10 protein-coding genes and 1 pseudogene are annotated in these 12,069 nt (G+C 70.2%); 9 read left to right on the forward strand and 2 right to left on the reverse strand.

Annotated elements, in window-relative coordinates:
• The 7 genes and pseudogenes from ADK36_RS50845 to ADK36_RS43110 form a co-directional block, all read left to right on the forward strand.
• Positions 1-1,080 (forward strand): annotated as a pseudogene (locus ADK36_RS50845) (sensor histidine kinase); the annotation flags it as partial.
• Positions 1,081-1,359: 279 nt separating this feature from the next.
• The gene (locus ADK36_RS43085) at positions 1,360-1,740 is read left to right on the forward strand and encodes an SAV_915 family protein (RefSeq protein ID WP_053201500.1); all 381 of its coding nucleotides are present in this window, start codon (positions 1,360-1,362) and stop codon (positions 1,738-1,740) included.
• Between the two features lie 16 nt (positions 1,741-1,756).
• A complete protein-coding gene (lysA, locus tag ADK36_RS43090; RefSeq protein ID WP_053201502.1) occupies positions 1,757-3,091 on the forward strand; it encodes a diaminopimelate decarboxylase in 1,335 nt (444 codons plus the stop codon).
• Between the two features lie 184 nt (positions 3,092-3,275).
• A complete protein-coding gene (locus tag ADK36_RS43095) occupies positions 3,276-4,571 on the forward strand; it encodes an extracellular solute-binding protein (protein WP_048586263.1) in 1,296 nt (431 codons plus the stop codon).
• A 6-nt stretch (positions 4,572-4,577) separates the two neighbouring features.
• Positions 4,578-5,576, forward strand: coding sequence for a carbohydrate ABC transporter permease (locus tag ADK36_RS43100; protein WP_048586234.1), 999 nt, complete (start codon positions 4,578-4,580; stop codon positions 5,574-5,576).
• Complete coding sequence (locus ADK36_RS43105) at positions 5,573-6,412, forward strand: carbohydrate ABC transporter permease (RefSeq protein WP_048586235.1); 840 nt, start codon at positions 5,573-5,575, stop codon at positions 6,410-6,412. The genes ADK36_RS43100 and ADK36_RS43105 overlap by 4 nt, the downstream gene beginning before the upstream one ends.
• A gap of 55 nt (positions 6,413-6,467) precedes the next feature.
• Positions 6,468-7,511, forward strand: a complete 1,044-nt coding sequence (locus ADK36_RS43110; protein ID WP_053201504.1) for an endo-1,4-beta-xylanase — start codon at positions 6,468-6,470, stop codon at positions 7,509-7,511.
• Positions 7,512-7,627: 116 nt separating this feature from the next.
• Here the strand turns inward: ADK36_RS43110 and ADK36_RS43115 are convergent, their stop codons facing one another.
• Together ADK36_RS43115 and ADK36_RS43120 are read right to left on the reverse strand one after the other, a co-directional pair.
• Positions 7,628-7,834 (reverse strand): DUF5999 family protein, encoded by a 207-nt coding sequence (locus tag ADK36_RS43115; RefSeq protein ID WP_053201508.1) that lies wholly within the window; start codon positions 7,832-7,834, stop codon positions 7,628-7,630.
• A 471-nt stretch (positions 7,835-8,305) separates the two neighbouring features.
• A complete protein-coding gene (locus ADK36_RS43120; RefSeq protein ID WP_048586237.1) occupies positions 8,306-8,908 on the reverse strand; it encodes a hypothetical protein in 603 nt (200 codons plus the stop codon).
• A 559-nt stretch (positions 8,909-9,467) separates the two neighbouring features.
• Between ADK36_RS43120 and ADK36_RS43125 the strand changes: the two genes are divergently transcribed.
• Together ADK36_RS43125 and ADK36_RS43130 are read left to right on the forward strand one after the other, a co-directional pair.
• On the forward strand, positions 9,468-10,985 hold the full coding sequence (locus ADK36_RS43125) for a glutamate-cysteine ligase family protein (RefSeq protein ID WP_053201511.1): 1,518 nt from the start codon (positions 9,468-9,470) through the stop codon (positions 10,983-10,985).
• Positions 10,986-11,287: 302 nt separating this feature from the next.
• Positions 11,288-12,067, forward strand: a complete 780-nt coding sequence (locus ADK36_RS43130) for a CPBP family intramembrane glutamic endopeptidase (RefSeq protein ID WP_234330093.1) — start codon at positions 11,288-11,290, stop codon at positions 12,065-12,067.
• Positions 12,068-12,069: the final 2 nt, after the last annotated feature.

Raw genomic sequence — 12,069 nt, forward strand, 5'->3', positions numbered from 1 at the left:
CACCCACCAGGCGGCCCGGCTGCGCGCCGAGTCGGAGATCCTCTCCTTCCTCGCCGGCAACGTGCTGCGCGGTGAGACCAGCCTGGAGGCGCTGCTCGAACGCGTCCGTGAGACCTTCGGCATGGAGTCGGTGGCCCTGCTGGAGCGGCAGAGCGACGTCGCCCCGTGGACCCGCGCGGGCAGCGTGGGCCCTCGTCCCTGCCGCAACCCCGAGGACGCGGACGTCGACATGCCGGTCGGCGACCACATGGCCCTCGCGCTGACCGGCCGGGTGCTGCCCGCCGAGGACCGCCGGGTGCTCGCCGCCTTCGCCGCGCAGTCCGCCGTCGTACTGGACCGCCAACGCCTGCGGCACGAGGCCGGCCAGGCCAAGGAACTGGCCGAGGGCAACCGCATCCGTACGGCACTGCTGGCCGCCGTCAGCCATGACCTCCGTACGCCTCTCGCCGGCATCAAGGCGGCGGTCTCCTCGCTGCCTGGTCGCAGGAGGACGAGGCAGAGCTGCTGGAGGCGATCGAGGAGGGCGCCGACCGCCTCGACCACCTGGTCGGCAACCTGCTGGACATGTCCCGCCTCCAGACGGGCACCGTCACGCCGCTGATCCGCGAGATCGACCTCGACGAGGTGGTGCCGATGGCGCTGGGCGGGGTGCCGGAGGACAGCGTGGAGCTGGACGTACCGGAGACACTGCCGATGGTCTCCGTGGACAAGGGCCTGCTGGAACGCGTCGTCGCCAACGTCGTCGAGAACGCCGTCAAGTACAGCCGCCAGGACGAGCCGGTCCTGGTCTCCGCGAGCGCCATCGCCGACCGCGTCGAGCTCCGCGTGGTGGACCGCGGCCCCGGCGTCCCCGACGAGGCCAAGGAACGCATCTTCGAGCCATTCCAGCGCTACGGCGACGCCCCGCGCGGCGCCGGAGTGGGCCTCGGACTCGCGGTCGCCCGCGGCTTCGCCGAGGCGATGGGCGGCACGATCAACGCCGAGGACACACCGGGCGGCGGGCTGACCATGGTGCTGAGCCTGCGCAGGGCGCGGGGGCGGAATCCGGAGCCGGGGATTGCGGCCGCGGTCGCCTCGTAGCGGGTTCGATCTGCCGGGCCGTCCCGCGCCCCTCAACACCCTTGTCGCAGGCCCTGGTGTCAGCATCCGGTGCCCGCATCCGGTGTCGGCTCTCCATGTCAGCTGTCGGTGTCAGCATCCCGTCAGCGTCCGGCCGTTCGCCGTCAGCATCCCGTCATGAGGGGTCCGAAACCCCCGGTCGCCGGGCATAGCGTCAGTGGCGAGCCCCGGTCCGCCTCCCCGCGTCCGGGGCCGTCAAGGCACTCGCCCGATCCACTCGGATCCTCCCGGAGGCACCCCATGGCAGACATCCTGTCCGACGAAGACCCGGAGCCCTCTGATCGGTTCCCGGCCGGCCCTCTGTACGTTCCGGTCCGGCCGGGACCGGCCGCCTGCGCGGCCCGCCTCTTCCGCACGCCCCTCGGCGACCGTACGGCCGTGGGGTTCACCTCGCGGCGGCGACTGACCGCGACCCTCGGCCCGGACCAGCCCTGGGTCAGGCTCGCCGAGCCCGCCCTGCGCGCCCTGACGGCACCGCTCGGCGTCACCACCGTCACGGTGGACCCCCAGCTCTGCGCCCCAGCCCCGGCCCTGGTCCCAGCCCCGGCCCTCGCCCCAGCCCTCGCCCCAGCCCTCCTCCCGGCCCCGGCCTCGGCCGTACCGGCCCTGTGGATCGGCTGAGGGAGGGGAAGCCACGATGACCACCGTTCACGAACCCGCGGTCACCGCCCCGGCCGACGCGCTCTCGGTGTGGCCGGCCTCGGCCGCAGAGCCCCGACGCGGTGAACTCACCGTCGGCGGGGTGCCGCTCGCCGAGGTCGCCGACCGCTTCGGTACGCCCGTCTACGTCATCGACGAGGACGAGGTGCGCGAGCGTTGCCGCACTTACCGGCACGCCTTCCCCGAGGCCGAAGTCCTCTACGCGGCCAAGGCGTTCCTGTGCCGGGCGATGGCCCACTGGGTGGCCGAGGAGGGCCTCGGCCTGGACGTCTGCTCGGCCGGTGAGCTGGAGCTCGCGGTCACCACCGGCTTCCCGCCGGAGAGGATCGTGCTGCACGGCAACGCCAAGTCCCCGCGCGATCTGGACACCGCCCTGCGCCTGGGGGTCGGCCGTATCGTCATCGACAGCCCGTCGGAGATCGCCCGGCTGGCCGCGGCGGTCGGGCCTGACGGTCACCAGAAGGTGATGGTCCGCGTCGTGCCCGGCGTCAGCGCCGGCGGGCACGAGAAGATCCGCACCGGCACCGAGGACCAGAAGTTCGGCCTGTCCATCCCGGACGGCTACGCGCAGCACGCCATCGCCCGGATCCTGGACCAGCCGCAGCTCGAACTCACCGGCCTGCACTGCCACCTGGGCTCCCAGATCGCCGGCGTCAAGCCCTACGTCGCCGCCGTACGGCGGATGGTCGGCCTCATGGCCCGGCTGTACGAACAGCACGGCCTGGTCCTGCCCGAACTCGACCTGGGCGGCGGCCACGGCATCGCCTACCGCCCGGGCGAACCCGCCCTGGACCTCACCGCGCTGGCCCGCGGGGTGCGCGCGGAGCTGGCCGGGGCGTGCGCTGCGGCGGGGCTCACGGTGCCCCGCCTCATCATCGAACCCGGGCGGGCGATCGCGGGTCCGGCAGGCATCGCGCTTTACCACGTCCTCGCCGTCAAGCGCACGGGAGCGCACACCTACGTCGCCGTCGACGGCGGCATGAGCGACAACCCCCGGCCCGCCCTGTACGGGGTCCGTTACGCACCCCGGCTGGTGGGCCGCCACAGCACCGCGGACCCGGCCCGGGTGACCGTGGTGGGGCGCCACTGCGAGGCGGGGGACATCGTCGCCGCCGACGTCGAACTCCCCGCCGACATCCGCCCCGGAGACCTGCTCGCCGTCCCGGCCGCCGGTGCCTACCACCTGTCCATGGCCTCCGGCTACAACCTGGTCGGCCGCCCACCCGTGGTCGCCGTGGACGACGGCCTGGCCCGGCTCCTGATCCGCCGCGAGTCGCTGGAGGACATCCGCAGCCGTGACGTGGGCCTGTAGGCCGCCGCGTAAGGTTCGCCAACCGAATCGAATGTTTCGCTCACTCCCCAACGGCTGACTCCGTCCTGACAGTCACCGGCAGATTGACCGCGTACAAGGGGTTGCCACCGTTTGGGAGCTGTCTCTAGGGTGCGGCAGCAACGCAGCTTTCTGGAGTAACTCCGAAACTTTCGAGGAGCGCATGATGGGCGACCCGCGACTGTCCCGCCGCGGCTTCCTGGCGGCCTCCGCCGCGGCCGGTGTGGGCATGACGGCACTGAGCGGTTGCGGTGGCGACTCGGACGGAGCGTCGTCGGACGGCACGACGACCATCGAGTGGTGGAACATCTCCACCACCGAGCCGACGAAGAGCGTCTGGGCGGCGCTGGCCAAGAAGTTCGAGGCCCAGAACCCCAAGGTGAAGGTAAAGATCGTCCAGTTGGAGAACGACGCCTACAAATCGAAGATGACGGCGCTGACCGCCTCCGGCAAGCTCCCCGACATCTTCCATACCTGGGGCGGCGGTGTCCTCAAGCAGCAGGTCGACGCCGGGCTCGTCGAGGACCTGACCGACCGGACCAAGGACTTCGCCGACGGCCTGCTGCCGGTCGCCAAGGAGCCGTACCTCCTCGACGAGAAGGTGTACGGCATCCCGTTCGACATCGGCATGATCGGCTTCTGGTACAACAAGGCGCTCTTCAAGGACGCGGGCATAGCCGGGCCGCCGACCACATGGAGCGAATTCCTCGACGCCGTACGGAAGTTGAAGGCCAAGGGCACCACCCCGCTCGCCCTCGCGGGCAAGGAGAAATGGCCCGGCATGTACTACTGGGCCTACCTCTCGATGCGCACCGCGGGCGCCTCCGCCCTTCAGGAGGCGTACGACGACAAGGACTTCACCGGCGACCCCTTCGTCCAGGCCGGTCAGCATCTCCAGGAGCTCGTCGACCTCCAGCCGTTCCAGAAGGGCTTCCTCGGCGCCGCGTACTCCACCCCCACCGGCCAGGCCGCGGCCGTCGGCAACGGCAAGGCGGCGATGGAACTCATGGGCCAGTGGGCCCCGGTCGTCCAGGCGGACAGCGGCAAGGGTCTCGGCGACGACCTCGGCTTCTTCCCGTTCCCCGCGGTCGACGGCGGCAAGGGCGCGATCACCGAGGTGTTCGGCGGGGGCGGCGGACACGCCCTGCGCAGCGGCGCCCCGCAGGCCGCTGTCGACTTCCTGAAGTTCTTCGCCTCCGAGGCGACGGACGTGGAGCTGGTCAAGAAGACCGGCGTCCTCCCGGTGGTCCCGGCGGCGGAGAGCGCGATCGCCGACCCCAACATCAAGGCTGTACAGGCACAGTTGAAGGCCGCCACCGGGTTCCAGCTCTATCTCGACCAGGCGTACGCACCCGCGGTCGGCCAGGAGGTCAACGACAGCGTGGCCGCGCTCATCGCCGGGTCCAGGTCCCCTCAGCAGGTCGCCGAGTCGATCACGCAGACCGCGAAGGAAGAGCAGTAGCCGGCGATGACCTCCACGTTCCTGCCGGACAAGCGGACCGGCCCCGACGCCGACGTCCCGCCCCCGTCCGCCGGTGCGGCCCGGGGGCGGGCCCGGCGGCGCGCGCTGCACTGGCTCACCGCGGTCGGCTTCCAGGTGCCGGCCCTGGTGCTCTTCCTCGTGCTGGTGCTGCTGCCGATGCTGTTCGCCCTGTACGCGGCGTTCTTCCGCTGGGGCGGCTTCGGCATGCCGTCCGACTACGTCGGCGCCGACAACTTCACCCGGCTCTTCGAGGACCCCGTCTTCCTCCGGGACCTGTGGCGCTGTCTGGTCCTGGTCGTGCTGTCGCTCGCCATCCAGCTGCCGTTCGCGCTCGCCATGGCCGTCCTGCTCAACCAGAAGCTGCGCGGACGGGCCTTCTACCGGATGCTGTTCTTCGGGCCGTACGTCCTTTCCGAGGCGATCACCGGCGTCCTGTTCGGCATGATCTTCGCGCCCGACGACGGCTTCGCCGACCGGATCCTGGGCGGCATCGGTCTCGACGGGCTCGGCGGCGAGTGGTTCGCCGATCCGTCCATGGTGATGGCCACCCTCTTCCTGGTCATGACGTGGAAGTACTTCGGCTTCCACATGATGCTGTACCTGGCCGGACTCCAGTCCATCCCCCGGGAGTTGACCGAGGCCGCGCTGATCGACGGCGCCAGCGCCTGGCAGCGCTTCCGCAGTGTCACCCTGCCGCTCCTCGCGCCCACTCTGCGGATCAGCGTGTTCCTGTCCGTGATCGGGTCGATCCAGCTCTTCGACCTGGTCTGGGTGACCACCGCGGGCGGCCCCGACCATCACTCCGAGACGATGGCCGTGACCATGTTCCAGTACGGCTTCAAGCGCTATCAGGTCGGCTACGCCAGCGCGATCAGCGTGGCCATGTTCGGCATCAGCCTCGTCTTCGCCCTCGCCTACCAGCGGTTCGTGCTCCGCCGCGATCTCCAGGGAGCCACCACGACGATGCGGGGAGGCGCCAAATGACGGCCGGGTCCGGCAGGAGGAACGGGAAGAACCTGCCGCTGCACGTGATCCTCGCGGTGGTCGGCGCGATGATGGTGGTGCCGCTGCTGTACGCCGTGCTGTCCGGCTTCAAGTCCACCGACGAGCTCTCCCGCAACCCGGTCGGACTGCCGGAGTCCTGGGTGGCCGGCAACTACACGGACATCCTCGGCTCCGGCGACTTCTGGCGGCTGATCGGCAACAGCACCCTGATCGCGATCGGTACGACCGTCCTGGTCGTGGCCGTCTCCGCGCTCTCGGCGTTCTCCTTCGCGCGCTTCGCCTTCCGGGGACGGGAGGCGCTGTTCACCCTCTTCACGATGGGGCTGATGTTCCCCTTCGCGGTGGCGGCGCTCCCGCTGTTCCTGCTGCTGCGCTCCCTGGGCCTGCTGGACAACCCGCTCGGCGTGATCCTCCCGCAGGCCGCGTTCGGGCTGCCGATGACCATCATCATCCTGCGCGGCTTCTTCCGGGAGATCCCGGGCGAGCTGGAGGAGGCGGCCACCCTCGACGGATGCAGTTCCTTCGGGTTCTTCTGGCGCGTGCTGCTGCCGATGGCACGGCCCGCGCTGGGCACCGTCTCGGTCCTCGCCGTCGTCACCAGCTGGAACAACTTCTTCCTGCCCCTGCTGGTGTTCACCGACTCCACGTGGTGGACCATCCCCATCGGCGTCCAGCAGTTCCAGGGCCAGTACTCCGCGGACTACGCCCGCGTCTTCGCCTACCTGGTGCTGGCCATGGTCCCCGCCCTCGCCTTCTACTCCGTCGCCGAGCGCCAGCTCGTCGGCGGCCTCACCGCCGGCGCCACCAAGGGGTGACGCGCACCGGCGGACGTACGGCTACCCACACATCCGACACGTGAGGAGTCGCACCATGCGCAGGAACCGTCTCAGACTCGTCGGCGCTCTCGCCGCGCTCCTGGTCGCCGCCGGGATCGGCGCCGGCTCGCCCGCCCAGGCGCGGCCCGAGCCGCCCACCCTCGCCGACCTCGCCCAGCGCCACGGCCGCTACTTCGGCAGCGCGACCGACAACCCCGAACTCGTCGACGAGCCGTACAAGGCGCTCCTCGGCAGCGAGTTCGACCAGATCACGCCGGGCAACGGCATGAAGTGGTACGCCACCGAGCCCCAGCAGGGCGTGTTCGACTTCTCCAAGGGCGACGAGATCGTGAACCTCGCCCGCGCCCACCACCAGAAGGTGCGCGGCCACACCCTCGTCTGGCACAGCCAGCTGCCGGGCTGGCTCACCGGCCGCGAGTGGACGGCGCCCGAGCTGAGGGCCGTACTGAAGAAGCACATCCAGACCGAGGTACGGCACTACCGGGGCAAGATCTACGCGTGGGACGTCGTCAACGAGGCGTTCAACGAGGACGGCACGTACCGCGAGACGATCTTCTACAAGACGCTCGGCCCCGGCTACATCGCCGACGCCCTGCGCTGGGCCCACGAGGCCGACCCGCGCGCCAGGCTGTACCTGAACGACTACAACGTCGAGGCGGTCGGCCCGAAGAGCGACGCCTACTACCGGCTGGCCAAGGAGTTGAAGGCCCAGGGCGTCCCGCTGCACGGCTTCGGCCTCCAGGCCCATCTGGCGCTCCAGTACGGCTATCCGGCCACGCTGGAGGACAACCTCCGCCGCTTCTCCCGGCTCGGCCTCGACACGGCACTCACCGAGGTCGACGTACGGATGCTGCTGCCCACGACCGACGAGAAGCTGGCCCAGCAGGCCGACTGGTACCGGGACATGACCGAGGCGTGCCTGGCGGTGCGGCGGTGTGTGGGGATCACCGTCTGGGACTACACGGACAAGTACAGCTGGATCCCGGCGTTCTTCCCGGGCGAGGGCGCGGCCCTGCCGTGGGACGAGCAGCTGCGCCCGAAGCCGGCGTACTTCGCGCTGCGGGAAGCGCTGAAGTAAGGGTCCGCTACGGTCAGTGACCGTCCCCGGACGCACGTGGGGGCCGGCTCGCAGTCAGGTCTGCGACCGGCCCCTGGGAGTACTCCGGGCGTTCGTCACTCCGCCCGGTGGTGGCGCTATGCGGCGGTCATCACCTTGCCGGTGTCCAGCGGACGGTGCGGGGCGATGATCTGGCCGTCCGGCAGGAGCTCACCGGTGTCCTCGAAGAGCAGAACACCGTTGCACAACAGGCTCCATCCCTGCTCCGGGTGGTGCGCCACGAGACGGGCGGATTCCCGGTCGGCGGAGTCGGCTGAGGGGCACGGTGGCTGGTGCTGGCACATGGAGGGGATCTTTCGCTCTGTTGTGATGTGTGAGGTGACTGTCGTGTCTGCGGTGGTGATCGTGTCTGTTTCGCGGCGTGAAGCTTCGTTCATGGCCGCCCCCCGTTGTTATTAGTCGGTCGGAACCCAGTGTTGCCCCACGGGCGTCAATCCGCAGGGATTTCGCAGCACCGCTTTCTCACAGGTTGATGACGCATCGCGGGCGCGGGCGGTTCATCCCAACTCCACTGTCACTTCGGATGGTTCGCAGTGGTCGGATGGGGCTAGTCCGGGTGGCCCGGAGGTATTGCGGGGCTCGTTCGAGCGTATTGTCGCTCGTGCGAGCGAAATCATTGCGTGTTCGCGCGGCTCGATTTCCTGTTGTGCGATACGAGCCCAATCCCGCGGTGAACGGCATCCCACCGCGAACAGCGGCGTACCCCGCCGCCCGGAACGGGGCGGCGGGGTACGAGGCACCCGCGCGGTGCGCCGTCAGGCGGGGGAACCGAGCAGGGGAGGCAGAGGCGGCAGCGGGGCCGGCGTCGCACGATGGGTCAGCACCGGGAGCAGCTCGGCGACCCGGAGCGGCAGGTGGGCCGCGATACCGGGCGGGGCCGGGGCCAGCGGCACGAGGATGTCCGTGGCCGCGGGGTGGCCGGTGGCGGCGTCCGCGGTGCAGTCGCCGTGCAGCCACAGGGTGAGCATGTAGAGGCCGGGGAACGACAGCAGGCGCGGCTGATAGGGCTGGCCTATCGTCTCGGCCTGCTGTAGTGCCCGCTCGGTGGAGGCGATGTAGGGGCCCTCGAAGAAGTGCGAGAACGCCCAGCCGTCGGGCGTCAGCCGGGTCTCCGCCGCGGCCACCGCGCGTTCCCCGCAGCGGATCAGGAAGCGCCAGCCGGTCAGCCGGGTCGCGGTCACGCCCGCCGGGGTGAGCTCGTCCAGGACGTGCACGGGCAGTGGGAGTTCGGGTGTGGCGGGCCCCTGGGCGGCACGCAGGGTGGGCGTTCGGGCCTCACGTACCGCGGTGGGCGAGCCGAGGGCGGTGAGGACGGAGCGAAGTGCGGGCGCGGGAGCCGGGGGAACATGCAGCGGCATGGTGGGTCGCCTCTCATTCGGAGAGCCGGTGGCGCGAGGGCGTGGCGGGGGCGGACAGCGCTGTCTGCTCACGGAGGTCAGAGAGGCGGGGGCCGGGTCGGGAAGCGCGAGGGGGGTGAGCGGGGCCTGCCGCACGTCACGTGACGGCAGGTCCTGGGACCGTGGGCGCCAACCCTCTGCCTTGATTGCGGAGTTTATACGACGAGTGTTCAGACGATGTTTCATCTAGCCGATTTCGGTGCACCCGGCAAGGGTTCATTCGGCCGGTGATATGTGGGAATCGTCCCGAGTGCCGACCGATCATACGGCGATGACCTCGAAAAATACCCCGGGTGCGGTCGGCCAATTCTCGTCGGCGTTTTTCACGAGTTCGTGAGGAGCTCGCAACTGCGCCGTGCTCCATGCCTGGTGAATGTGCCGCCGGTCACGTCCGACAGCGTAGTGGGTGACGGGCCGAGGCGGGACGTTATCGATCGCTTCGGCTGGGCATCATCCCACCTGACCCGGGAGACCGGCGGCCGCCGTTACTCGGTCCGCCCATCCGAGGAGGGAAGCTTCGATGGGGGAGAAGGTCGTGGCAGGTCGGTTCGATCTGTCCGATCGCCAGCACTACCGCGAGAAGCTGCGGCGGTGTCTGACGGGCCTGGAGCGGCTGCTGGAGGAGAAGCGGTTCGACCGCCCCAAGAACCTCATGGGGCTGGAGATCGAATTGAATCTCACCGGCGCCGACGGCATGCCGAAAATGTTGAACATGCAGGTGCTGGAGCGGATCGCGAGCCGAGATTTCCAAACAGAACTCGCCATGTTCAACCTGGAAGTGAACATAGCTCCACACCGCCTTCAGGGGCGGGTATTCGACCAGCTCGCGGAGGAACTCCGTACGTCATTGGCATATGCCGACCGAAAAGCCGGTGAGCTCGACGCGGGAATCGTGATGATCGGCATTCTGCCGACGCTCGACCGGGACGACCTGGTCTCCTCGAATCTCTCCGCCGTCGACCGCTACACCCTCCTCAACGACCAGATCGTGGCCGCCCGCGGCGAGGACTTCACGCTCGACATCGACGGCGTGGAGCATCTGACGTGCACCTCGGGGTCCATTGCCCCCGAGGCCGCCTGCACCTCCGTGCAACTGCACCTCCAGGTCACCCCGGGCCGCTTCGCCGACGTCTGGAACGCGGCCCAGGCGGTCGCCGCCGCGCAGGTCGCCGTCGGCGCCAACTCGCCGTTCCTCTTCGGGCGCGAGCTGTGGCGGGAGTCGCGCCCACCGCTGTTCCAGCAGTCCACCGACACCCGCCCGCCCGAGCTCCAGGCCCAGGGCGTGCGGCCGCGGACCTGGTTCGGGGAGCGGTGGATCACCTCGGCGTACGACCTCTTCGAGGAGAACCTGCGGTTCTTCCCCGCCCTGCTGCCGATCTGCGACGACGAGGACCCGCTCGACGTCCTGGACGCCGGCGGCACACCGTCGCTCGCCGAACTCGTCCTGCACAACGGCACCGTGTACCGCTGGAACCGGCCGGTCTACGGCATCGCCGACGGCGTCCCGCACCTGCGCGTCGAAAACCGCGTCCTGCCCGCCGGACCGACCATCACGGACGTCATGGCCAACACGGCCTTCTACTACGGCGTCGTCCGTGCCCTCGCCGAGGAGTCACGGCCCGTGTGGGCCCGGCTGCCCTTCGAGGCGGCGGCCGCCAACTTCGACGCGGCGTGCAAGCACGGCATCGACGCACGGCTGCGCTGGCCGCGGCGCGGACGGTACGGCGGCACGACGGAGGTCGACGCGGTGAGCCTCGTCCGCGACGAACTCCTGCCGCTGGCCGAGGCCGGCCTGGACGCGTGGGGCGTCGAGCGCGCCGACCGGGACCTCTACCTCGGCGTCATCGAGGAGCGGTGCCGCAGGCGCATGAACGGCGCGTCCTGGCAGGCGGCCACCTTCCACCAGGGACTGGAGGCGGGCCTGAGCCGGGACGCTGCCCTGGCGGCCACGACCCGCCGGTACCGCGAGCTGATGCACCGCGGGGATCCGGTCCACACCTGGCCCGTGGGGTTGCTGGAGCCTGTGCCGCTGGGGTGACGGCTCGCAGGCCGGTGGGCGGCAGAGGGCGAAACGCCGGGGTCGGTCAGCCCCGTCGGCCAGGGCGACCGTACGACGGCGTGTCCGTCGACGGGGGCCGCGTCGACGGGGGCCGCGTCGACGGGGGTCGCCGGCGCCCGCCCCATACTGATCGGGCAAGCTGTGACGTCCCATGACGGTGGTGCCCGCCCTGTTGCCCTGCTGAACCCCGTGCCGGAGTCCGGCCGTATGGCAGGCAAGGGAGCGGTACGACCCGTACGGAGACTCAACTGGAGGCAGGTGTGCAGGGCGAGGCAGGCCCCATGGCCGAATCTTTTCCGCACGAGCGGCCCTCACGGCGGATCTTCCGCGATGAGACGCTGCTCGTTCTGGGGCTTTCCCTCGGTGCGAGTGGCGTGTCCGCCCTGATCAGTTTTGTCGGTTCGGTCACCAAACCGGGTGGCCTCAAGGACCAGGCGGCCACGCTCAACGCCTCGGCCGCGCCGGGCCGCCCCTGGCTGGATCTCGCCTGGCAGCTGTTCGGGATCACCACCGCCCTGATCCCCGTCGCGCTCGTCGCGCACTTCCTGCTGCGCGAGGGGCAGAGCCTGCGCACCCTCGGCTTCGACCGGACCCGGCCCTGGCCGGACCTCGGCCGGGGAGCGGCGATCGCGGCGGTGATCGGCAGCACCGGAATCGCCTTCTACCTGGCCGCCCGCGGGCTCGGCTTCAACCTCACCGTGGTGCCCGAGGCGCTGCCCGACGTGTGGTGGAAGTACCCGGTGCTGATCCTGTCGGCGATGCAGAACGCGATCCTCGAAGAGGTGATCGTGGTCGGCTATCTGCTGCGCCGCCTGGGCCAGTTGGGCTGGACGCCCGGCACCGCACTGGTGGCCAGTTCCGTACTGCGCGGCTCCTACCACCTCTACCAGGGCATCGGCGGCTTCCTCGGCAACATGGCGATGGGCGTGGTGTTCGTCTATCTGTACCGACGCTGGGGCCGCGTGGGCCCGTTGGTCGTGGCGCATTCCCTGCTCGACATAGGGGCGTTCGTGGGGTACGCGCTGCTGGCCGGGAAGGTGGGTTGGCTGCCGACGGCGTGAGC

The organism is Streptomyces viridochromogenes (assembly GCF_001270495.1).
Classification (GTDB): domain Bacteria; phylum Actinomycetota; class Actinomycetes; order Streptomycetales; family Streptomycetaceae; genus Streptomyces; species Streptomyces viridochromogenes_A.